This is a genomic window from Paenibacillus sp. FSL H7-0331 (assembly GCF_001956045.1).
On record NZ_MRTH01000005.1, the window covers coordinates 205958 to 230443 of the forward strand.

At 45.7% G+C, this 24486-nt stretch carries 19 protein-coding genes; 10 read left to right on the forward strand and 9 right to left on the reverse strand.

All coding sequences use genetic code 11. The features are described 5' to 3' along the window. Positions 1-2: 2 nt before the first annotated feature. Genes BK127_RS09560 through BK127_RS09570 form a run of 3 tightly spaced genes read left to right on the forward strand, consistent with a single transcriptional unit; the run spans position 3 to position 2610 of the window. Positions 3-833, forward strand: coding sequence for a CheR family methyltransferase (locus BK127_RS09560; RefSeq protein WP_076229808.1), 831 nt, complete (start codon positions 3-5; stop codon positions 831-833). Between the two features lie 35 nt (positions 834-868). Beyond that, a complete protein-coding gene (locus BK127_RS09565) occupies positions 869-1444 on the forward strand; it encodes a chemotaxis protein CheB (protein WP_076229809.1) in 576 nt (191 codons plus the stop codon). A gap of 29 nt (positions 1445-1473) precedes the next feature. After that, positions 1474-2610: a sensor histidine kinase gene (locus tag BK127_RS09570; protein ID WP_076229949.1), complete on the forward strand. Its 1137-nt coding sequence runs from the start codon at positions 1474-1476 to the stop codon at positions 2608-2610. Positions 2611-2766: 156 nt separating this feature from the next. On the opposite strand, the gene BK127_RS09575 is transcribed toward BK127_RS09570, so the two are convergent. The 5 genes from BK127_RS09575 to BK127_RS09595 all read right to left on the reverse strand — a co-directional run bounded on the left by BK127_RS09575 (position 2767) and on the right by BK127_RS09595 (position 6200). Beyond that, complete coding sequence (locus tag BK127_RS09575) at positions 2767-3240, reverse strand: RDD family protein (protein ID WP_076229810.1); 474 nt, start codon at positions 3238-3240, stop codon at positions 2767-2769. Between the two features lie 23 nt (positions 3241-3263). Then, positions 3264-4232 carry a signal peptide peptidase SppA gene (sppA, locus tag BK127_RS09580; protein ID WP_076229811.1) on the reverse strand — a complete coding sequence of 323 codons (969 nt, stop codon included), beginning with the start codon at positions 4230-4232 and terminating at the stop codon, positions 3264-3266. A 67-nt stretch (positions 4233-4299) separates the two neighbouring features. Next, positions 4300-5016 (reverse strand): ABC transporter ATP-binding protein, encoded by a 717-nt coding sequence (locus BK127_RS09585; RefSeq protein ID WP_076229812.1) that lies wholly within the window; start codon positions 5014-5016, stop codon positions 4300-4302. A gap of 26 nt (positions 5017-5042) precedes the next feature. Then, positions 5043-5414: a GntR family transcriptional regulator gene (locus BK127_RS09590; protein WP_076229813.1), complete on the reverse strand. Its 372-nt coding sequence runs from the start codon at positions 5412-5414 to the stop codon at positions 5043-5045. A 3-nt stretch (positions 5415-5417) separates the two neighbouring features. Continuing rightward, positions 5418-6200: a hypothetical protein gene (locus tag BK127_RS09595; protein ID WP_076229814.1), complete on the reverse strand. Its 783-nt coding sequence runs from the start codon at positions 6198-6200 to the stop codon at positions 5418-5420. Between the two features lie 281 nt (positions 6201-6481). Here BK127_RS09595 and BK127_RS09600 point away from each other — a divergent pair, with 281 nt between their 5' ends. Continuing rightward, positions 6482-7012 (forward strand): GNAT family N-acetyltransferase, encoded by a 531-nt coding sequence (locus BK127_RS09600; protein WP_256711240.1) that lies wholly within the window; start codon positions 6482-6484, stop codon positions 7010-7012. Between the two features lie 91 nt (positions 7013-7103). On the opposite strand, the gene BK127_RS09605 is transcribed toward BK127_RS09600, so the two are convergent. Beyond that, positions 7104-8465, reverse strand: a complete 1362-nt coding sequence (locus BK127_RS09605; RefSeq protein WP_179097429.1) for a hypothetical protein — start codon at positions 8463-8465, stop codon at positions 7104-7106. 347 nt (positions 8466-8812) lie between these two features. Here BK127_RS09605 and BK127_RS09610 point away from each other — a divergent pair, with 347 nt between their 5' ends. The 3 genes from BK127_RS09610 (at position 8813) to BK127_RS09620 (ending at position 12539) form a co-directional block, all read left to right on the forward strand. Further along, positions 8813-9349, forward strand: coding sequence for an RNA polymerase sigma factor (locus BK127_RS09610; RefSeq protein WP_144026416.1), 537 nt, complete (start codon positions 8813-8815; stop codon positions 9347-9349). Next, on the forward strand, positions 9346-10749 hold the full coding sequence (locus BK127_RS09615; RefSeq protein WP_076229817.1) for a DUF4179 domain-containing protein: 1404 nt from the start codon (positions 9346-9348) through the stop codon (positions 10747-10749). The genes BK127_RS09610 and BK127_RS09615 overlap by 4 nt, the downstream gene beginning before the upstream one ends. A 116-nt stretch (positions 10750-10865) precedes the next feature. Then, positions 10866-12539: a ribonuclease J gene (locus BK127_RS09620; RefSeq protein ID WP_076229818.1), complete on the forward strand. Its 1674-nt coding sequence runs from the start codon at positions 10866-10868 to the stop codon at positions 12537-12539. A gap of 72 nt (positions 12540-12611) precedes the next feature. Here BK127_RS09620 and BK127_RS09625 read toward each other — a convergent pair whose 3' ends face one another. The 3 genes from BK127_RS09625 to BK127_RS43635 form a co-directional block, all read right to left on the reverse strand. Continuing rightward, on the reverse strand, positions 12612-14381 hold the full coding sequence (locus tag BK127_RS09625) for a hypothetical protein (protein WP_083689210.1): 1770 nt from the start codon (positions 14379-14381) through the stop codon (positions 12612-12614). A 98-nt stretch (positions 14382-14479) separates the two neighbouring features. After that, positions 14480-15418, reverse strand: coding sequence for a hypothetical protein (locus BK127_RS09630; RefSeq protein ID WP_076229819.1), 939 nt, complete (start codon positions 15416-15418; stop codon positions 14480-14482). Beyond that, positions 15408-15560, reverse strand: coding sequence for a hypothetical protein (locus BK127_RS43635; protein ID WP_179097430.1), 153 nt, complete (start codon positions 15558-15560; stop codon positions 15408-15410). The genes BK127_RS09630 and BK127_RS43635 overlap by 11 nt, the downstream gene beginning before the upstream one ends. A 254-nt stretch (positions 15561-15814) precedes the next feature. On the opposite strand from BK127_RS43635, the gene BK127_RS09635 reads away from it, so the two are divergent. The 3 genes from BK127_RS09635 to BK127_RS09645 all read left to right on the forward strand — a co-directional run bounded on the left by BK127_RS09635 (position 15815) and on the right by BK127_RS09645 (position 23979). Then, positions 15815-17557, forward strand: a complete 1743-nt coding sequence (locus BK127_RS09635; protein WP_179097437.1) for a VWA domain-containing protein — start codon at positions 15815-15817, stop codon at positions 17555-17557. 138 nt (positions 17558-17695) lie between these two features. Next, on the forward strand, positions 17696-21085 hold the full coding sequence (locus tag BK127_RS09640) for a tubulin-like doman-containing protein (RefSeq protein WP_076229821.1): 3390 nt from the start codon (positions 17696-17698) through the stop codon (positions 21083-21085). 539 nt (positions 21086-21624) lie between these two features. Next, complete coding sequence (locus BK127_RS09645) at positions 21625-23979, forward strand: hypothetical protein (RefSeq protein ID WP_256711241.1); 2355 nt, start codon at positions 21625-21627, stop codon at positions 23977-23979. The last annotated feature ends 507 nt before the right edge of the window (positions 23980-24486 follow it).

The following is a 24486-nucleotide window of genomic DNA, read 5'->3' on the forward strand; positions in this document are numbered from 1 at the left end:
CAATGAGCGACAAAATATCGGAAAAGATCGAGATCGATCTTCTCCTGGATGCGATCTTTCTGCGGCACGGGTATGATTTTCGCAATTATGCCCGTTCCTCCTTGATGAGAAGATTGCACTATATCAAACAAAAAAATGGCCTGACGTACATTTCCGATATGATTCCAAAGGTGCTGTATGATGAAGCTTTTACCAACCAACTGCTGTTGGATTTATCGGTGACCGTTACCGAAATGTTCAGGGACCCGGAGTTTTTTGCGGAGCTGCGCAAGCAGGTTATCCCGCTGCTCATGACGTATCCTTTCGTGAAAATCTGGCATGCCGGATGTGCGACTGGTGAAGAGGTATATTCGATGGCGATCTTGCTTGAAGAAGAAGGCTTCTATGATCGTGTTCAGATCTACGCAACCGATATTAATCAGGAGTCACTGCACATTGCCCAGGAAGGCATTTATTCTCTGGAGAACATTCGTAAGTTTACTTCAAATTATCAAAAAAGCGGAGGCAAGTCCTCCTTTTCAGATTACTACCATGCCAAATATCAGATGGGTAAAATCAACGAGGATTTAAAAAGGAATATTGTGTTCTCCCAGCACAATTTGGCTACGGATCAAGCCTTTGGCGAGATGCATTTGATCGTTTGCCGTAATGTGCTGATCTATTTTGATAAGCAGCTGCAAAATCAGGTCTTTCGTCTTTTTAACAGCAGTCTCGTTTCTCGCGGATTTTTGTGTATCGGCAGCAAGGAATCGATCGAATTTTCAGATATTCATTCAGATTTTGAGACGCTTTCATGCAAGTGGAGAATTTTTCGAAAGCAATTACCTAAGTAGCTTGATCAGACACCTGGAAAGGAAGTCACAAGGTTATGAATCAATTGGAAGCAGTCGTTGTTGGTGTATCTGCAGGGGGACTTAAGGCTTTGGTAACCATACTGGCTTATCTCCCGGCGGATTATCACCTCCCCGTCATCATTGTTCAGCATCTGCTAGAGGGCAGCGACAGCTTTCTTGTCGATTATTTGAATGAACAGGTCAGCATCTGTGTCAAAGAAGCGGCAGATAAAGAAGCGATCCGTCCCGGTTATGTTTATGTGGCCCCACCCGGCTATCACCTGCTGATTGAGGATGAACGCATGTTTAGTCTTTCGATGGACCCCAAGGTGAATTATTCCCGTCCATCGATTGATGTGCTATTTGATAGTGCTGCATTTGTTTTTCAAGAGAAGTGTCTCGGCATCGTTCTAACGGGAGCTAATCGCGATGGCAGTGAGGGGCTGCGTAACATTAAGATGAACGGAGGTCAGGCCATCATACAGGACCCGGCAACAGCGGAGTACAATATTATGCCGCTCGCGGCAATGAGTGTGGTCAAGGTCGATCATATTTTAGCCTTGGACGAAATTGGGAAATACCTGCTGGAGCTGCAGCCTTCCAACCGATGATTCATAATGAATACAATGAGGAGGAGCCTATGAACAGTCGAAATGATAAAAGCCAAACATTAAAAATATTGGTAGTCGATGACCGCAAGGAAAATTTAATTGCGATGCAAAAAATATTACGCGTGCTGGATTGTGAGATATTCATCGTTGAATCAGGCAATGAAGCGTTATCGTTTACGCTCAGGCATGATTTTGCGCTTATTTTATTGGATGTCAATATGCCGGAGATGGATGGATTCGAGCTCGCAGAGCTGCTGCGCAGTAACGACGAGACGAGCCAGATTCCGATCATTTTTGTAACGGCCAGCGATACGGAGGACCAAAGTGTATTCAAAGGCTACGAGAGTGGCGCCGTCGATTATTTGTTCAAGCCGGTAAATCCGGATATTTTGTTAAGCAAAGTACGGGTATTCCTGGAATTGAACCTGAGGAAGATCGAGCTGGAATCGATGCAAACCGAACTGAAGCGAAGCAATGAGAGCTTGATGGAATTTGCTCAGGTCGTTTCCCACGATCTCAAAAATCCATTGAATGTGATTACGGGTCTCAGTGAGCTTCTACTCGCCCGACACAGCTCGGAATTGAGTATGAAGGGACAGGGATATATTTCGAAAATTTCGGTGACGGCAGAGAGGATGAACCATCTGATCACGGATTTGCTGTCTTACGCACAATTAAATGCCAATGCCTCCTCTTATACCGAAGTGGATCTTAATGAGGTTATCAACCATGTGATCACGGATTTAAGCAGTACCATTGAACAGAACAAGGGTCAGATCATTGTCAGCCATACATTGCCGATCATTCAAGCGGATGCGACACAAATGTATCAGTTATTTCAAAATATTATAGGTAATGGCATTAAATACCATCGCACTGAAGTCACGCCGATTATCCAGATCTCGCTGGTAGACAATGAAGAGGATGGCGCTTTTACGGTGCTGATTGAGGATAACGGTATCGGGATGAGAAGCGAGGATATTCCCCACATCTTCACCGCCTTCAAAAGGCTCGATAATGCCAAAGGTTATGAAGGCAACGGAATTGGGATGGCTACCGTCAAAAAAATTATCGATCGGCATCAAGGCTCGATAGAAGTCACAAGTGAACTTGGGCAGGGGACTGCATTTTTGATTAAAATGTACGAATCGCAGGAAGAGATTTAGAATAGCATAATCTCTGAGGCGTGATCCGCCCGCTTTTGCATCAACTTGTTCAACGGACTTTTATACATAGGATGGAGACGCGACCTATATCCAAAAAGAGCCTTTCCGCCATTTTACTCAGCGGCCAAGGCTCTTCTCATTTCCAACTATATAAAATTATTTATTTACCTTCACTACACGAGTTGCAAACATCCTATCATGAAGTGCACGTTTTTTACCATCCCAGCCTGCCATCATATAACCGACACATAGAATAATACTGGATACAAATTTACCGATAGTCTCTCTTAAAATAATGATTCCCCAAGTATTTGGAGTTCCATCATTACGAATGACTTTGATGCCTGTAGCCATCTTGCCTAAGGTTTGTCCCCAGATCACAGTCATTACAATATAATAAACGCCGGCTAGTAACGACTCGATCAAAGAAACAGCAGACGGTGGCTCCAGTAAACTGTAGCCAAGTAATAAATGAACAATAATGAATACGGTTTGTAAACAAACTCCATCCAACAGAGTAGCCCCGCATCGAATCCAGAACCCTGCGTATCTTCTTTCAGTGCCAATGGTTTCTGAATAAGAAGTTTTCCCCCCTGAATATAATGGTTCTGATCTTGTTTCGCTTTCCATCCCTCTTCACTCCCTCTAAGAAATTAATATTTAAAAAGGTACATAAGTCGAGGACCTATGGATACTTCTGGTAGTACTTCTTGCAACACCTGCGCCGCAGGAGATGCCGATTGATTCATCGCACCGCCGAATAAATCCGATAAAGAGGGCTCCTTTACATAACGGACCACCTTTGGATTGGCAATTCCTGTTTTTTCTGATGCATAGGCAGTAGCTACCTCCATAGTTCCGAATGCGTCGATCAGACCTAAGGCTTTAGCTTGTTGCCCTGAATAGATACGTCCGTCTGCAAGCTTCAGTACCGTCTCTCGCGGCAGCTTACGCCCTTTTTCAATAACTGTAACGAACTGTTGATAACTCTCATCTACCAGCTTTTGAAATATTTCTCTCTCTTCTGGTTTCATCTCCCGAAGTGGACTTGCGATATCTTTGTATGCGCCACTTGTGATTGTATTTTCCTTGTAACCAAGCCACTCAGCTGCTTTCTCATAATTGGCTATAGAGAAAATAACGCCCAAACTGCCTGTTAAAGTTGCAGGATTAGCAAATATATAATCTGCTGGAGCCGAGATATAATAACCTCCTGAAGCAGCCATCGAGCCCATACTCACAATAACCGGCTTCCCGCTTTCCTTCAGCTCCACAATTTTGGAATGAATCTCGTCTGAAGCTACTACCTCTCCCCCCGGACTGTTTACCCGGATCACAACAGCTTTTACATCTTTATCCTTGCGAGCCTGCTCCAGCTGGGTAATGTAGCTGCCTGCATTTAAACCGCTTGAGAAGCTCCCGCTTTTTTCAGTAATAGCACCTTCTACAAACAGCTGGACTACTTTATCATTGCCTTTACCTTGAACGGTTTCTTCATTCCACTTTTGCTTACCTCCCATTACATTCCCACTCATTAGCGAGTCAGACTTCGTAATAAGAATTACTACCAAGCTTACAAATAATACGCCTACAATTAACCAGGCCCATCCCTTTCGTCCCATTGATGCTTCCTCCCCATTGAAATGAGCTATATATATATATAAAATTAATTATAGCTATAAGTTCCTCTTATACTTTTCTCTTCATCCATTCAACTAATCCAACGTTATATTCACCATGAATTCGACTGACCTCTTCATAACCAACTAGTCTTCCATCGTTAATCAGCATTACTCTATCCAACAAGGATTCAATCTCATCTACCTCATGAGTAGTCATAACCAAAGTCTGTTTCTGTGGATCGATTAATGCTATAACGCTGCGGATAATATCCTCTCGTACCAAGGGGTCCAGGCCTGATAACGGCTCATCCATCACTATTAAAGGCACCTGTCGTGCTAGAGTCAATGCTAATTTCAATCGGGCGCGTTGTCCTTTCGATAATTGAGAGGCTTTCTGCTCTATATCCAATTGAAAGGTTTGAACCACCTCTAACGCCTTATCCCCATCAAAATCTTCAAACATCTCATCGTAGAATTGCAGTGCTTTTTTCACAGTATGGAACGGATAATACACATCAGCCTCCGGCAAAAAAGCAACCTCTCTAGAGCTTAGTCGCTCCGGGGCGCGGCCATTCAGCAGCACACGACCCGCACTCGGTTTTTGCAATCCGGCCATTAATTTAAGAACGGTGGATTTACCGCTGCCGTTTCTCCCTATAACCCCAATTATTTCACCTCTTGGAATGGTAAAGCTCACCTTATCTATAGCTATTTTACCGAAGAACCTTTTCTCCACTTGATCAAAAATGATAATAGGCTCTGACTTCGCAGTTTCTATGCCCATCTGAACCCCTCCTCCACTTAGTAAGTCTACTTGTTTTTACTTTCCAAAAATGCCTTTACCCCAGCAATTATTTCCTTTTCGGAATAGCCCAATTGCCTCATCTCATCTGCAAAACGAGTAATTTGCTCTTCCTTCAGCTGCTCTCTCAACAAAGCTAGCCTTGAGCTGTCTTCTGTCACGTAGATACCCTGTCCCCTTCGACTTTCAACAATTTTCATCCGTTCTAACTCCATATTCACTCGTTGTACGGTATTTGGATTTACTCCATATATGACCGCCAGATCACGTACAGAGGGTAATTTCTCACCAGGTTGTACCTCCCGTCGAACAATTTGTCGGCATATACGCTGCACCAGTTGCAAATAAATCGGTTGTGTGTTCGAAAATTGTTCAACCATACCCTACACCTCCACTTTGCGATCCAAGAGCCATGCCGATAAGTACAAACATACCGCCATATTCAACCATACCCACAGTTGTTCACCAAAAGAGTTGAATAAGCTTCCTGCCCCGTCGACAGACGGATTACCCCAGTGGAAAAGATAACGATATACGGCAGTTTGCTCAAAGAAATATTCCAAGGTTGAAACGGCTAGAAGGAACAATACAGCCAGAGGCCAGTTCCAGCGTCCAAATCGGTTTCTTAACGCAGAAGCAGTAAGATACAGCAGTACTAATGTAATCGCCAGCGCAAAGGATATGGAGATAAACTCCATAACAAGGGAAATATTAAAACTATTGAATACGCCCAATATTTTCTGAGCTTCAACATTAATTTCAATTCGATTCTCTTCCCCGCTTAACCATACAACTCCAGATTTTTCAACAGCTTGCACCCATAAGAAAAAAGCGGTTGAAACCAATAAGCCAGAAATGAATTCAACTAATGCAGCTGCATACTTCGCCGCTAACAGCTTCCAGCCAGGTAATGGCAATTGCAACCAAAAGGGGTCCAGCTTACGTTCCTTTCTCAAGCTTATCAACATATATGCGGCGGGAGCAAAAAAATGGAGATACATAATAAACAGCCATAAATTACTAAACAATCCAGATTGAAAGCGATATGAGAAAAAGACGGATAAGCCCCCCAAAATTAATACAACGCTTAAATAAATCCATATAGGCCCTGACCATCTTGTACCGAAGGCCAACTCCTTCTTGAACAAACTCCACCAAACCTTCAACTGCAGTTCCCCCTAAAAATGCAAAAGATACAAAACTAGTGTACTACCACAATAGTACACTCATTCAATAGTTGTGTCAATATGTTCCAATAAATTGAGTTTTCAATTAAATACAATAAGAAAAGCCTTCAGAACGTTTAGATATAAATAATAAATCCGTTGTTCTCACCCTTCGATTACAATAAACTGGTTTCAAGAAGGTATGACGCTTTTAAGACGATTCCTTTACCTGTTATAAAGAAAGGTTGTGATTTCAATTGAATTTGGAGACGTTCCCGTTATTGGAGACTGAACGCTTTGTATTGCGTCAAATGACGCTTGAAGATGCACCTACCGTATTTGAAATATTTTCGGATGGTGATGTTACAAAAGATATGGGGGAGGATCCATTCACCAGTATTCAGCAGGCAGAAGGTTTAATAACATTTATGAACAACTTGTTTCATCAAAATAAAGCCTTCAGATGGGGAATTATATTAAAAGAGAATAATACCCTGGTAGGTACTTGTGGATACAACGGTTGGGAAACCCATCGAGGTTCCCGTGGAGAAATTGGTTATGATTTGGGCAAAAAGTATTGGCGGCAAGGTTACATGACGGAAGTTTTAAAAAGCGTCATTGCTTTTGGTTTTGAAACGATGGAATTCAATCGGATAGAAGCATTTACCAACCTGGATGCTGAACCATCGATGCTTTTATTAAAAAAGCTTGGTTTTAACGAGGATGGTATTTTACGTGGATATGCTTCCTTTCATGGAGAATACGTTGATCAACGCTGTTACTCTCTATTACAACGAGAATGGTTGTCATGATTTTAAGGCAAAATTACAGTACCGTGGAAAGGCACACAAATAAAAATAAACAACCACACCTCGCTTCAGCGACATGTGGTTGTTTTCATTGTTAATATAATTGAGTCATCAATTCATAATCCCACCAATATTTGGACGAATTCGTCGTTATGTTGGTAAGGCGGTTTGTCATCCCGTCCATCAGATATAGGCTACGGCTTGCGTCAACATAATAATCACCAGGCAAATAAGGGTACAGCTTGGCTGCAGGTTTATTTCCATCTAACGTATAGATGCCGTCCGTTTCCTTGATTTGTTGGGGCGGTAATAAGTCGCTGTAAGCTCTAACTATTAAAGCGCCCTGATCAACATACAGTAGATCAAGGTTATCGGCCTGAGTCTGATTGTTCATGGATGTCGTTGTACCGTCAGAAGAAACATGCAGAACCTGGCCGCGAAGTCTGGCAGTACGAGCAGACATGGAGGAGGGAGCTTGGCTAATGAACCAACTGGAACCGTCCTTATTGGGTATCACATAATTCGGTCTTTGATTGAATTCGGGAACCGGTACCGCTCGTCCGTCTTTTACAATGAACGTAAAGCTGTCTTGTGGGGTGTAAATATCCCGATCCGCGTAATAAACAGTGAGATGCACAAAACTGATGTCATTGTTTACAGGTAGAACTATACTTTCAAACGAATGGACCTTGTTGCGCAAGGCAATAGGCATTACGTTCGATTTTGTCTTATCCTTCTGTTTATCCTCCGTACTGGACGAAAATGACAGCAATTCGAGCTGTTTATATATAATCGTCTGGTCTTTCAATTCAACTTTTTCGTTTATGTTTTCAAAATTGGCAGCCTGATAAGGTTGAAAGCGGTCCTTTTCATGCTTAGCGATCTTATCAGCGGCATCCTTAGCAAGTCGGACCGGTGTCTCTTCCAGCGATTTATTTATTTGATATATATCATTTTGGTTGCCGTACGCATAGAGGAAATCACCCTCATCATAAAACAGATGGTAAAGCACTTTATGCTGAATGGTCGCTAATTTGAACCCTGCTTTATTATCCCAGCTCGTATCCCATTCAAATTCATCATGGGTAAAGCGCCAGGTCATAGGGAAATAAGTGATATCGCGGAACTGCAGAATCGGATATGGCTCATTAGCATTATCGATATTTTTCCAGTTGACGTTGATCGGATAGTCAGCAACTGTTGCCGTGTAATCATGGCTCGGATCATTGTTAAATCCCAGACTTTGCTGTGGCTTTTGCCGGAACTGGTTGTTTCGCAATATACTCAATCCGCTTTCCTGATCCCAGTTAACGGACAAGCTTAAGGCACGGCTGTAATCCCAGGTCATAGGAAAATAAGTGACATCGTTATAAACCAGCAAAGGATACTTCTGGTGCTCGTTATCAATCAGGACTCCATTGAGCTCAACGTTAAACGCAGGCATATGTACTTTCACTTGTTTGGGAGCTGCTGATGCTTGATCAGTTGCATGGATAATTGATACAAACAAAAGCACGAGGCTAACAACACATTTAATAAGACGATTGAGGAAGGACATGAGGGTTCTCCTTTATAGGCTATTTTATAATTAGACGTGAGGGTTTTGGAAAAAGTTTCTAATGTGGAACGTAATGATTTACCATTAAAGTAGATTATTAAATCTGAAGAGAACATGAAAAGGCTTCTCGATCAAGTAATAAATATAATTTATATAAATAATCCCTGTTATAGAGATATTGAATCGAACTTCTTGACGGTTGATAGCATATTTACTACGAGTGTAAGGGAAGGGAGGAAAAGTCTTTGAGGGGATTACCCATAACTGAAGAGCAAGCGAAAAAGATGTATGAGGAGCATGTCCCATATGTATATGGAATTGCACTTATGATGACGAAATCAAGGGCACTAGCCGATGATATCGCGCAGGAAGCATTCCTTCGTGCCTTTCACAAATATCATTTGTACGATCTATCGAAACCTTTGCGACCGTGGTTATTCAGAATCACGTTGAATCTGATCAGAGGTACACTGCGAAAGCAGCGATGGCTTACCTGGATGGGACAAGTACCGGAGACGGCAGCATCTGAATCGCTAGAAGATCTCATCATGCAGAATGAACGGGAACAGGAATTGTGGATGGCTGTTAATTTATTATCCGGGAAAAGACGAGAGGTCATCATTATGCACTATTATACCGGACTGTCTCTGCGAGAAACCGCGGCTGTGCTAGGAATCCAGGAAGGGACTTGCAAATCCAGGCTTCATGCCGCTTTGAAACAATTGCGAACGGACAGCAAGGAACATCATCTTTTCATCGGGGTAAAGGAGAATGTGAAATGACACTGGATTCCCAATCTAGACAGAACCTTGGCATGGATCTACCGCCTGAAGTAGCCGATGCTGTTCAGAACCGCATGAGCCATCTTCGACTATCCGACTCTTTTGAGACTTTGTGGCAACGATACCAGAAGTACGCTCCCCATGATCCGAAGGGTCATCAGCCTGGATTCAAGCATGTACGCAGAAAATGGCTTTTGGTTGCCAACGCCTTGATTTTATGTACGGTTATCGTTGCCGGAGCGTGGCTTCTCTCTCCATCAGTAGGTGCCGCTCTTCAAAAGTCGAAATTTATAGAGCTGCTGTATAAGAGCTCAGGTGCCAGCTTTGACAACGGACTTGAGCAAATTGAACAACAAAACCTGAGCACCCAGACTAATATTGCAATCATAGATAAAGACATCCGTTTGACGATAGCCAATGCTTTTTATGACGGTGTTCAAATTGTGGTTAATTATGAGGTGGAATTCCTTAAAGGCAAGAAAAGCTTGACCTCTGACGATGCTGCTGTGTATTACAAGCTTAAGATAGAGGATGCTCAACCTACGATGATGTCGACCCACGTGTTCACGATTACAGGAGATCATACCTTTGTGGGAACGACATTGATTAATACCTCAGTGCTGCCTGAGCATCCGAAATTGACGATGCTCGTTGAGCGAATTGGCAGCATTCAGGGTAATTGGAACGTCACGATCCCGTTATCGACTGAGAAAACAGAGCTTTTGACTTCCAAATTTCGGCCCCAGATTTCAGGCACCTATCAGGATAAGCATTTTACTGTGGATGAAATTATTTTCACGCCGGTATCTACACAATTAGTCGTCAAAAACGATGATTTGGATCACAAACTGTTTTATTGGATCAAAGATGATCTGGAAACCCAATTTGATTCTGCTGGCGGGCAGGGTGGTAATGGAGAGGCTCGTATGAACTTTGGTCCCCTGTCTGAGATTAATCCGAAGCCGCCGTTCGTAACGATGATGATTAATGGTATTCAAATGGAGCCAGGCGATTGGTCTAACAGAGACGTACTTGCAGATTATACAGGCACAGTTCCGATCGTCCTCGATGGAAATAACGGGGGAACCATTAAGATCACAGGTGTTCAGTTTCTGAATGATACAACGATAGTAGATTATGAATCGAGTGATGCGGTGAACCAACTTCCAACCCTCATGCTGGAGGATTCCGCCGGCAAAAGGATATGGCCAAGCAAGCGTGCTGTTCGTGTAGCGAGGGACAAGTACGCCTACAGCGTGCAGTTCCCAAAACTGGAGTCAGGGTCCCTAACCCGCTTTGTCAATATGATCGAAGAATACGTTAAGGAGCCGCCGAAGCCGATGGAAGTCAGGATTCCGCTGGACTGGGATCATCCGAGGACCACCCCAACAAGTCCATAAACATCTATATTGAGAACAGGCGGCCCATGGGGCGTCTGTTCATTTTGTTGTTGGTGTATAAAAAATCCGGCTCTACGCACACTGAGTGAAAGAAGTTATGGTTAGGGGGATCTTAAATGGATACTGTAGGTAATAAACTAGCTATTGCAGCCTTGGGTGGCGTTAATGAAATTGGCAAAAATATGTATCTCATTCAATTCGAAGATGATATCGTAGTCATCGACTGCGGCTCCAAGTTTCCCGATGAAAGCTTATTAGGGATAGACTTAATCATTCCAGATATTTCCTATTTGTTGGAAAACAGAGATAAAGTTCGGGCTTTGATTATTACACATGGACACGAAGATCATATAGGTGGCGTCCCCTATATATTGAAGCAATTGAATATGCCGATTTATGCAACACGACTAACGCTTGGGTTAATTCAGGGTAAATTAAAAGAGGCTGGACTGCTTGCTGAAGCTAACCTGATACAAATCCATTCTGATTCCAGTGTTGAGTTGGGTTCCATGTCTGCAACCTTTTTTAAAACCAATCACAGTATTCCTGATTGTCTGGGCGTAGTATTTCATACACCTGAAGGCACAGTTGTACATACAGGAGATTTTAAATTCGATTTGACGCCAGTCAATGAGCAGTATCCGGACTTCCATCAGATGGCACAAATCGGAAAAAATGGCGTATTAGCTTTATTATCCGAAAGCACCAATGCGGAACGTCCCGGATTTACTCCGTCTGAACGTATTGTAGGTGAGCACATCGAAGAAGCCTTCAAAAGGGCTACGCAAAAAGTGTTTCTCTCCACCTTCGCATCCAACGTCCATCGGCTGCAGCAAGTGGTAGATGCGGCATTGGTAACGAATCGAAAGCTGGCCTTGCTCGGTCGAAGTATGATCAATGTAGTCAATATTGCTTCGGAGCTCGGGTATATCAATATTCCTGAAGGCATGCTGATCGAAGCGGCAGATATTAATAAACTGGCTTCTGATCGAATTGCAATCCTGTGTACCGGAAGCCAGGGCGAACCTATGGCTGCTTTATCCCGGTTGGCCAGCTCCAACTATCGACATGCCGAAATTGTAGCCGGAGACACTGTCATAATAGCCGCAACACCCATACCTGGAAATGAACGAAATGTTGCACGAATCGTAGATAATTTATTTCGTATCGGAGCTAAAGTGATCTATGGCTCTGGAACGGTAACGGGGATGCATGTATCTGGCCATGCCAGCCAGGAAGAGCTCAAATTAATGCTGACTTTGATGAAACCCCAATATTTTATACCCATTCACGGCGAATTCCGCATGCTTCATCAGCATAAATGGCTGGCTGAATCGGTTGGGGTCGACAAGGACAACATCTTTATCATTGATAACGGTGAAGTCGTGGACATTGAGAATCAAGTGGCCCGCCAAACTCGAAAAATACCATCAGGCAATACCCTTGTAGATGGCTGGGGCATCGGTGATGTGGGAAATATCGTATTGCGCGACCGCAAGCATCTATCGGAGGATGGAATCCTTGTTGTCGTGGTTACACTTAGCAAAATGGACGGTAAAATTTTATCCGGGCCCGATATCATTTCCCGCGGCTTCGTCTATGTTCGTGAGTCTGAGGATTTGATGGAGGAAGCCAGTGCTATTGTCAAAAACACAATAAACCAATTGCAGGCGCAACATATGAATCAATGGAATTCGCTTAAAGTCAATGTGAAGGCCGTGCTAGGACGCTTTTTATATGAGCAGACGGGAAGGCGACCCGTCATTCTACCGATCATTATGGAGATTTAAAAGCCCTAATGGAAAAACAAATATCCCATTCCACCTTCATGTGGTTTGGGATGTTTGTTTTTCCAAGCTCCTCTAAGGGGCTAACTCCAACACGGTTACCCTGTATTCGGTCACGGGAGCTGGTGTCTTCTTCACTTCCTCACTGCCTGTGTAAATGCCAGTAATCGTCGTGGGCCCCTTCTTGAAGCGAACATTGCCGGTCAACAGCACATAGCCGTTATTAAGCTGAATCATTGCATGGTTATCATCAACCGAGGTGATCGTGCCCTGAAAACGGATTTTTTCGTTCTTGTGGCTTATCATCTCCGTCAATGGAATATCCAGTGGAGCTCCACCCAGCTTCGTATCGGCCATCGTTTTGACAAAGGCATAGCGGCCATTACGATACTCGTAAACAGCCTTCTGTCCGGCACCATCACCTGTCGGGTTATCCATAATAATTGCTCCCGTGGGATCGTAATCTATTTTATCAGCTTCAACATCGAGAACTTTAAAAAGCTCAGGTGTATTGACCTCATAGGCAAGATAACGAACCTTGCGGGTTTTGGAGGCGGCTTCGATCAGCAAAGAAGAGATCTCCTTTTTTTTGCCAATCTGGTCTGACCACTGAATCGATTTTACTGTGATGCCTTGATCGATAGCGGTTCGTGACATTTCGATCTTCTGATCGGCAAGCAGGCGGGCCAGCACAAGGGTTTTATTATCGAGCACACCTACAGCGGTCAGCTTGGCTCCAGCCTGCCCCTTGTTACTGATTACATTGGTAAAGGTAAGCTCAGTGCCTGCCGCCTTGCGCAGCAATTGCTGCGGATCGGCTTCGAGCCAGCGCTGATCGAGCTCACTCACTTCCTTATTCGTGTCCTTGTATTCGTTCAACACCTTATATAAAGCTACGGCATCTGCGAACTTTTGGGTGGTAGCGAGCTGTTCAGCGCGCTCGAATTGCTTGCGGATCGTCGTTTGAATGTAGGTATTTATTTTAGATGAAGGACCTCCCAGCTCACTGGACGTCTGGAATAGCAGGGCGGCTGCAATAAAGCCTTTTAAATCATTTTTTTCCAGCTTGGACAACGTCGCTTGCGCATAGCTCTCGAGCTTCGGCTGCAGCCAGGCGGCCTCAACGTGGTTAGTGTCATAGAATTTGCGGATACCCGCAACCTCCTTTAACACCTCTCCGATTGATTTGGTTTTGCTGCTGGTATCCAATCGGGCTTGATCGTAGCGCTCTAGCAGCTTATTCAGCTCCAGCTTTTTAGTATTTTCATCCTTATAGTAAGCGGCAGGCAGCTGCAGCAAATAAGCGATATTGTTGTCTCCATTAAAAGTCTTCTTGCTGATATCGCTCTCCAAACTTTTGACCAGCAGCTGCTTGGCGTATGCGAACGCATTGTTAAAACGTTCCTCCATTTGCTCGGAGGCCGACATTTCGGCAAAACGTTTTTGCGAGGCTTCGTCCAGCACCGCGATCTCTGAGGCCTTAGTCTGATACGTGTTGTAGGTTTTCAGCAGCAGGGTGATATCGTTCACGTTTTCGGCCGCCTTCAGGTCCGTGGAAAGGGAAGTGAACCAGCTCTTAAGTGCAGTAGCGGGATTCAAGGAAGCCAGCGCCGCGGCGGTTTCCTTCTCCTTATAGTCAATGATGCGAATTTGTTGGGCTTTGGAGTAGGCTCGCTGAGCCTCAAGCTCGTTTCCTGCAGCTTGCAGTTCCACACCTTTGGCGTACAGATCTGTCTTTTGCCAGCTGATATAGCCTTTGTATCCGGTCAGGCACAACACTGCCGCCAGTACAATAGCAGCTGCATTGCGAGTTCGTTTCGAACGTTTGTACATGAAAGATGCCAATGGGCAATCCTCCTTTCTTGATGATTTTAGTGTGGTGAATATTACGCTACGCTATCTCCAGAACACCACGGTCGCTCCGATGTTTATTCACTATACTTTTAAATGATTCCCTGGAGCTCAGGATCGGACTCGTACTTTTGCTTCAGAAGAGTTGTTAGCTTTGAGTACAGCTGTGGAAAATCATCCGGGCCTTCAGCGACCAAATGACACAGTCGAATCAAACGTTCACGCGGCAGCTCCTCGATAAAATCGGCGATTTGATCCTGGTACTGGAGCACATAAGCCTTTACCCGCAGCGCGGCTGTAAATACGAGCGCGAGCGCAATATGTCCACCCGGCAGGGCTTCGATTTCTGTACGGTAGCGAATGGTATAATCAATAGCATCCCGTTTGACCAGCTCAGGGTTCACCTTGCTCACCTCAAACAAATACAGCACAAAATCAATATCGAAGGCTTCGGGCAGCAGCGTGCTGAGCTCGAGGTCCATATCCTTACGCAGATTAAAATGATTCAGACAGATGATCTTGAGAATTTTCACTTGATTGCCGGTAAATAAATAACCAATTTCCCGCAGCTTTTCATAAGCTTGTTTATAATCCTCGGCCTTCAAATCGGCAGCCGCATCCTCGGTATCCAGCAGCAATCCTTCGCGAATCGTACGATTTTCACTCTGCAGCAGCTCGTTGAGCAAGCTTTTCTCCAGATAGGGCGTATATTTTTTGCGCAGCAGGAGATACAGCACAATAAGCGCTATTCCTGCCAGCAGCGAAATCAGCATTTCCGTCAAATTTTTGCTCAGCACTATAGCTGCAAGGGCTCCTGTACCGACAATCAATACGTCTCTTTGGGCATGGCGTTTCATAATCGTCTGCAGTAAAGGCAATAACGGAGTGAATTTTCCATCTGCCCCGCAATACAGACATGTATCTTCCCACAATGAAGAGTAGCTGCCGCAACCTTTGCATTGCTTCAAACGTTCATAGGTATGGCTGGTTCGACGACTGGGTCGAAAATGGGCAGCGATTTTATTTTTCATGAGCATCACCCTGGTTTAATTGACTTTTGAAATCGGCATCAATGCGGTCCAGGGAAAGCTCATTTTGTTTGCTTTTATGAAACTGGGTCCACCTGAACAGAATGAAAATAACGGCTAGCGCCAGCAAGGTATAGGTTAGCATCCAATGCACCTCCATTGTATCGACCACAAGGCTCAGGTTGAAACGCTCGGCGTATTTGGACTTGTCCGACTGCGCTCATTTCCTCTTCGATATGTGGGCTGTAAGTAACCTTAAGAATATCATAAGAAATGGGACAGTGGAATTTTATGCTCTAAAAGATTAAGATGGTGAGTAGATAGTCTATTTGTATATGAATGTTTTGGAGGATTAACAACGTGAAGAATAATAGAACACTTATAAGGATCGCTGCCGCCATGCTTGCGTTGGTGCTGGCTTTCCCGCTCTATACGCTGGCAGCGGGCAGCGACACGAAGATCGATGCTGTGCTTTCGGTGGATGTCAGTACCTCCATGAACGAAAGCGATGTGAACAAGGTAAGCAATGAAGCTATGAAAATGTTCATTGATATGGCATCTGTCCAAGGCGACAAGATCGGTGTGGTGGCGTATACGGATCAAATTTTACGGGAAAAGGCGCTGCTGAAGATAGGCAGTGCAGCCGACAAACAGAGCTTGAAAACGTTCATCGATCAGCTGACGAGAGGGCCTTATACCGATATAGCTGTTGGAGTCAATGAAGCCGTAAAAATCCTTGAATCCGGCGGCAGCGAGCCCGGACATGTTCCGTTGATCGTTCTGATGACCGATGGCAATAATTCACTGAATGCCGGTAAGAGCCAGCAGCAGTCCGATCAGGTGCTGAATGAGGCCGTGAAGAAAGCCAAGGACAAAGGCATTCCGATCTACACGATTGGCTTGAATGCAGACGGCACCTTGAACAAGGATGTTTTGGAGCGGATTTCGACAGAAACTGGCGGCAAGCTGTTCATTACCTCGACGGCCGACAAGCTGCCGCAAATATTAAGTGAAATTTATGCGAGCCACCTCAAGCTCAAGGTTGTACCGCTCACAGGCATTACGGCGAACGGTCAATTCCAGGATGTGACAATTAACATTCCCAATGCGAGCGTGCTGGAAGCGAACATTTCAATGATGTCGTCCAAGCCGGTAGAAGCGAAGCTGATCAACCCTGCGGGCCAACAGCAAACGATCCCTTCCGACAAAGTTATTTATACTGCTTCCTCCGCTTATACGCTAATTAAGCTGATAAGTCCGGTGCAAGGCGATTGGAAGCTGCAAATTAAAGGCGTACCGAAAGAAAAAATCGACATTAATTTAATTTATAACTACGATGTGCAGGTGTCGATGGAGGTTTTGTCGTCTAATTCTTATAAGCCTGGAGACACAGTGCCGATTAAAGCATTTTTGGAGTCGAATGGTGCCAAGATAACGGATGCCGATTTATACAAAAATCTCAAGGCCGCTCTGGTCATAACCGATCTTGATACGAAAAAAACGTCGGAAACACCACTAACGGCTTCGGTACAAGGTATAGAAGGAACCTTCAAGATCCCTGAGGCGCATGACTATGAAATCAAAGTCAAGGCAGAGGATGCGAGCTTCGTTCGCGAATCACAGCCAGTGACCGTTTCCGCCAAAAAAGCCGGAGCTAGCACACCTGTACCACCCCCAACCACTGGCAGCAATGAGGCGACTGCGGGAAGTACTTCGGCTCTGGTTGGCCCTATAGCATGGATTGTGGGGATTTTGCTCGTATTGATCGCAGCCGCATTGTTCGCATTATCCCGATGGAAAAAGGCGAATAAAGGCTTTTACGGACAAATGGTCGTTGAAATCAAGGATGAGGACACCGGAGAGCGAACAACCCCGCAGTACCGCAAGCTGAATGCCTTCAAAGGCAAAGTGGAGCTTCACCAATTGCTGCAGCTGGCGCCGGAATTTGCCGAAACGAAGCAGATCGTGTTTAAGCCGGGCCCTGGCGACACGGTCGTTCTGTACAACCAATCGGGTTGTGTTATCGAAAAGGGCGGTCGTTTATTCGACGCAGTAAACGGCAAGGAGCTTAAAAATAACGATCGTATCAAAATTTTATTGCAAAATATTAATAAATCGATCACGGTTGAATTTATCAAATAAAATCCATGTGCAAACGATGAAACAGGATGCGACAATATGTCGCAGCAGGGAGACTAGCCTTCGACAGGTGTCGAAGACATGCTTCCTTAACCTGAACATTCACGATTTGGACAAGGCATCATATAGGAGGCCATCAATATGAAAGCAGTTGTCAGAGAGCATATTCAACAGCTGGATGTGTCATTGGGCGGAGGCATTATCAGCGACAAAATTCGTGTCGATACGATAGACAATCCGATGCTCGTTATTGGGCTTGGCGGTACAGGAATTGACGCGCTGCTGCGTCTGAAATACCAGATCAACCGCAGATTCAAGCTTCCTGAGGATCCATTCACGAAGAAGAAAAAGGAGAAGCCGGCCAACGTCGAATTTCTCGCACTGGAAACGAATGAGCATGACCGCAACAAAAAATATAAAGGCATTGGTCTGGATCCGCTAACCGAGTTCGTGCTGCTCTCCAATGCCGAAATCGGCAGCGTCCTGCAAAACCGCAGCATTCTTGAGCCTTACATTCGCGAATGGCTGTCACCCGAGCTGACAATTACAGATGGCATTAATGGTGCATCAGGTGTCAGACAGGCCGGACGTCTGCTGCTGTTTACGAAGATCGTACAGGTTGTGCAAACGATCGAACGGAAAATCAAATCGTTATCTGTCGGCACGAACAAAAAGCTGATGGTATTCGTGCTGACGGGCCTCGCCGGAGGTACAGGTAGCGGCTGCTTCCTCGATATCGCCTATATCGTACGGGGTATCATGGAGCGCGATTACGGTTCCGCAGGGGTAGATAAGGTCAATATACTTGGTTACTTGTTCACGCCTGACGTTAATTTGGCGAACAAAAGCCTGACTGAGCATTCACGCGAATATATTAAAAAGAACGGCTATGCGGCGATGAAGGAACTCGACTACTGGATGAATGTCGATGAGCGTACTGAGCGGTTCAAGCAGCAATATGCGAGCATCCTGAACGTTAATTCGCCGATGCCTCCATTTAATTTGGCACATCTCATATCTGCTACGAATCTCGAAGGCAAGCTGCTGGAAAATGCCTATGACTACTGTATGAATGTAACGGCGGAGAATATCACCAACTTTATGGCCAGCGAGGACAAAAGCTCCGGCGAGGAATTCGCGATCCATGATTATATCAGCAACATCCGCACGAATATTAACCAGATGCCGAAAACGTATGCCGCCAACTATCAGTACAATATTTTGGGTGCGTCCTCTGCGGTGCTGCCAATTGAGGAAATGACGACTTACTTGGCCTACAAGGTGTTCCAGCGCATGGAAAAGATGTTCGACGCCGGACCCACACAGGAAGAAGTGGAAAAGCTGGCGCACAAGCTGGGTATCGATCCTGACTCTGTGCATCGCGAGTTCGACAAGCGTGTTCCCGAGCCGATTCCCGGTTATCAGAACAGCGAGCGGTTAAGCTATAACAACGTCATCAAGCAGCAGGTCGTCAATATCGATACAGAGCTGGAGCAAAGCTTCCTGTCGCGTGCCCGTGAGGAATATATCAAGAGCCGCAAGCAGCTGCCCGGTCAGATCAAGGAAAATTTCACCGAGCAGATGACGAAAATTTTCGGCAATCCCGAGCAGGGACCGTTTTACGTGTCGAGGATTATTTTGCAGGACAAGGGCTTTTGTCTGCTTAAGCTGATCTCCTCCTATATAGAAGCACTGCGTGAAAGCATCTACCGTATCCCGCGTGATGTAGAATCTGCAGAAGAGCAGTCGGTTCAGAAAATGACCGAGGCCCGCAGCGCGTTCATCTCCAAGGACAAGAAGAAAGATGCTTTTATCGAGTCCAAAATCCAGGAATATCTGCTGCACGCAGACCGCGAGCGGATGGAGCAGATGGTCGAGTTTTATGAGGATTTATATAAATTGATCAATGATGAAAATTCGCGGATTTATCAGGTGTTTTCCGAGCTGTTGAATGAGCTGAATAAAATATTCGAAAAGAACGGCCGGATTCTGACCAACGGTGAAGAAGCAGTCGATCACAAGGGGAACCGTACCTATTATTGGAACGTTGTTAGCATCCCGGATATTGCCTCGCTTGTTGGTGAAGTGACGAATGAGAAGAACGTCAATGAATTGATCCGTGACTTTACGAGCGAGCTGCTGGCCAAATCAAACCAGTGGATCAAAGAGCAGGAAGTGGACGTAATCAGCTCGATATCCGAGTTTTTGACTGATCACTTTGGCGATTTGATCACCAAATCGATGGAAGATTATTTGATCATCAAGTATGGACATGAGGATTCGATTGAGAAGCTTGTGGAGCAGCGAATTGCGAGCCGCCTTTATGAAGAAGCGAAGCCGGTGTTTCATTTGAGCAATAGCTCAGGGCATTTTAATTTCCCTTCGTGGGGTTTTGTTTCAGTACCTTTCAAAGCACCAAGTATTTTCAAAGGTATTCGTAATTTTCAGGATAACGCGATTGCCAATTCACGCTTTACGATCAAGGAAAGTCAGGTGAAAAACCGCATATTCTGGTTGAACACCCAAAATGGGATTCCGTTGTTCCTTTATACGCCTATGAAGGTATACGAGGAAAGTTATGAGCGTACCATTCTTGAGCCGGAGGGCGTCGGCCGCCATTTGGTGCAGACGGATAAGGTCAATTGGACTTACCTGCCATCACCGATTCCGGAAAAATCATGGGGTGACACATATCAGAATGGACGAGTGAAAAGCTACAATGCCGAGGTGCGGTTTTCCTTCGAGCGCGCGCTGACACTCCATGTTATCCGTCAAAAAGGAGTCGACAGCGGGACGATTAACCGTTACGAATGTATGTTTACGCAGCCTTTTGACCTGAACCGTTATTTGGAGGCTTACTCCTTACAGCTTGCAGCATCCAGACCGAATCTGGGAGAGCTGCAGCGCTGCGTAGGCGATTTGAAGCAGCTGCTTGAAAACGGTCTTGAAGTTGAACGGACGAAGGATATTTTTGGCAGTGTAAATTCGGATATGGCCAAGGAAAACCTGATCCGTTCTCCTGAGCTGCTGAAGCTGGTTAAGGATGAGCTGAGCAAGTACGACCGGATTTCCGGGAAAATTGCCGAGTTCGAAAAGCTGCTGAACGCCCATAAGGACGAGGAAAAGCTGATCACCAATTTCATTGAAGCCATCTACACCTCGACCATTACTAAAAAAGGTGCGTTGTACGTCTATGATCACGACGCTGACGAAGATCCATGGGAGCCGTTCGTTAATTTAATGAAGGTTAATAAATTTGTTGATTTCGAAATTTACAGCAAGCTTCGCGAACTGGACGAGAAACGGCAAAATCTGCTGCAGCGCAAAGCGTCCCGACGCAGCCAAAGCCTGACTGCATCGGATGATATCAAGCTGCTGGTCGAAACCTTGCGTCAGATGGCCGAATCGTATCAGGAGTCGAAAAATGAGCTCGACTACGAACGCGCCGAGCTGGCTAACGGCGAAGCGATGTACCAGTTCTATAAGCAGGTGTCGAGCAGAGTGAACGATATCTTGAAAAGTTTAAGATAAGTCTTTGTGGGGATAGTGGGGGAGAGGGTAGGTCAGGGATCGGTGAATATGGATTCATTGTGCGGTTATTCCGAGAAAGCGAAGGTATTCCACCGCTGTTGAAGTTCAAGTTGTTTTTATTATATTTTTTTAGGTTACAACTCGAACTTCAAAGGCGGCCGTTACACTTTCCATACCATTCCCTTTCCCTCCATAACCTCCATGAATCCATATTCACCTGATCAACCCCTCAACAGCCTTCTTTAGTGCGAGGGTAGAAGGGCGACTGTAACCCCGCCCGCAGGGCAGGGGTTAAGCGTCCAGGTCCTTTAAGCTCAGGGGCTTCAGAGCTGACCTTAGCACTACCAAATTCTCCCATACCATCTCAAGTAAGCGTGTCCCGCAGGGAAAATAAGCGGCCCGAGAAACAAACCGTAAGCATACGGCAAAGGGAATCCAGAGGGCAGCGCCCTTTGGGGCCCTCCCTATAGGGAGGGTTTGGGAGGGTAGCTTCCCCTATGGATAGGGTTATGTAAAAGGTAAAAGGAGGATGTTGTACAGTGAATTTACGCGAAAAGCTGCTCTCATTCGCGAATGCATATTCCGCGGAAATGGATCACACAGGTATCGATGATGATGAGCTGCGCAGCATCAACCATCCAATTGTTTTTGTATTTCTGGGTGATCAGTCCGTAGAGGCCTTGGAGGCAGTTCATGCCTTAAACAGCACGAAGTGGAATAACTCCGCAGGTGTTGTTTATCTGCATATAGGCACGAAGGCTCACGCGGCGCGGGATAACGTATATGGCTGGAGCTTACCGACCTCGTCAGAGGACAAGCGCAGCCTCCGTCCTTCGATTCATGAGCAATTTTATGCTGATGAAACGAAGCTGCTCGAGTTGAACGTCACTTTACGCAGGATGAATAGCCGAATCTCTGAGTTTGGACGGATGTACACCCATCTGCAGCGCTTGAACATTGCCGTAGTGACCTGTCTGGACGATCCGTCCAATGTACTGCTTCCGGAAATTTCCGTTTTGATGCAAACCATCTTCGGAGAGCAATTCCGTTCCGTCGCCATTGATCTGTATGGCTTGCTTGAAGAAAAAGCGGTAGGGGAGCAGTTTGCGCTGCAGGCCTCGTTGGGAGTCAGTTTTTTGCGAGAGCTGGATGTGTATCAGAGCAGGGATTACCAGTTTGACGGGATGCTGCAGGTGACGGGTGAAGGTGTTCGTCTGCCTGTTGTTCACTCGCCATCGCCACTGTTCGATGTGGTCTATTTGTTGAGCGATAAGGATGAACGGGGAATATTCGCTGATCATGGGATGCAGGGCAGCTATGAAACGATTTGCAACCTCAACCTGTTGAAAAACCGCAAAACCATGAACGAGCTGGACCCGAAGCATGGTGCGTACAATAATCAGCATTTTAAGCAAAATGCGACCCCGCCGGATGGAGACGGACGAGTTTATGCGTCTGCTGGTTTTTCCAAGGTGAAGCGGCCGAATCCGGCAATAGCGCTGACCGTTCTTTATCATATGTACAGACACCTGCTGGAGCGGATGAAGGAGAATGCGGAACTGGGCACAGGATTTGTTCAGGAGCTGCTTGATCTGGAGCCGCAGCGGTGGGATCACGATATTCGCTCGTTATTGCCGGATCGTGAGCGAGCCGTAGCCGGAATGTTTGGTCTTTTGCACGATAATGTTTCCTTGTCTGATCTGCAGTCGATGACGCTTCGTCAGGCAGAGTCGGCTTTGTATGGAGGGAACGCACAATTCTTTTTTGATACCAACATTGTCCGAGTGCTGGATAAAGCTTTTGTAGACCGGGATTTTGGCGGAGGGCTGAAGAAAAAACTGGATAACCGGATCATTGATCACCCGTTGTACGGATTTTACGCTGCCTATCTGTTTTCTGCGGATGGTATGAGCAGCAATTTGATCCATGAGCTTCAGGAATACGTGAAGGAGGCTGCCAAGCTGCTGGAGCAAGGACAAGAAGAGCTGGAGCAGCTGTATGCGGATCGTATGGAGGATCAGCCTTTTGCCAAAGTGTCGTTCTGGGGCCGGATTACGAACAAAACCTCAGTCAAAAGCCTCAGTCGTCCTTTGCTCGAATTGATCTATGGGATGAAGCTGGATTTGCTGCTGCAGGAGATGAAGCTGAAGCTATTGAAGCTATACCTGCATGAGCTTGAGAACCTACATGAGCGGGCGAAACCTTTTGTAGCGCGGCTGCATCAAATGGAGAAAACGTTACAGGATGCAAGCCGTGGTAGTATTTCAATGACCAGTGACTATCTAAGCCGCAACATTAATGAGTATTACAGACATGGGGTAGAGCAGATTGTAACGGAGTTGGAGAACCGCCGTGGTGCGCAGTTTTATTTTGAGGAGCGGCAAATGGGCAACGTTTCGCAGCTGCTGGTTCAGGGGGAGGACCATCTGCTGGAGCGGTTGATTGGGATGGCGCGCCGGGAAGTATTTGTGCAGCCTTTGTTTCAAAAAACTTTCGAAGATGAGCTCTTGGAGCGGGCTAACGTAGCTGCCAGCTATGATAACCGAGAGGTGCTCTCCAAAGAAGACCTGTTCCGTGATTTATACAGCACACTCGAAAATGAGGCTGCAATACGCGTTGATGTTTATCATTCAACACATAAACACCGTCATATCGAAAAATATTTTTTTGGTGATTATGAAAGTGAATTTATTCGCTATGCATTTGCTATCGATCAGGGCAGCCGTGCTTATAAGCTGGGTTGTGTTCAGGAAATGAAGCACAGCGGAATTGAAAAGCTCAATATTATGGGCGGCTTCCGGATCGAGGACTTGATGTATTACCGAAATGGCAAACGTTATTACGATACGTATTTGCAGAATGGTTTTGTGTTCCATAGTATGGACAATGTTTGACGGCAATTCCTATAGCATGTACAAAATACAAAACGCACGTTCAAAGAACCACCAACTTTTGGTATGATAGACTCATCTGCAAACCAGCACCACACCAAAAGCAAAGCTTGTCCCGAAGAGACGAAAGCGCCCCGAGAGCACATAAGTCAAGCTCGCCAGCAGCACCACACCAAAAGTTGAGCTTGTCCCGAAGGGACGAAAGCGCCCCGAGAACACATAGTCACACACACAAGCACCACACCATAAACCAAGCGTGTCCCAAAGGGACGAAAGCGCCCCGAGAACACATAGTCACGCACACGAGCACCACACCAAAAAGTCGAGCTTGTCCCGAAGGGGCCAAAGCGCCCCGAGAACACATAGTCATGCACATCAGCACACACCAAAGCCAAGCGTGTCCCGAAGGGATGGAAAGCGCCCCGAGAACACATAAGTTTCGCACACAGTAAGGGAGTCCAGAGGGCAGCGCCCTTTGGGGCCCTCCCTTGGGAGGGTTTGGGAGGGAGA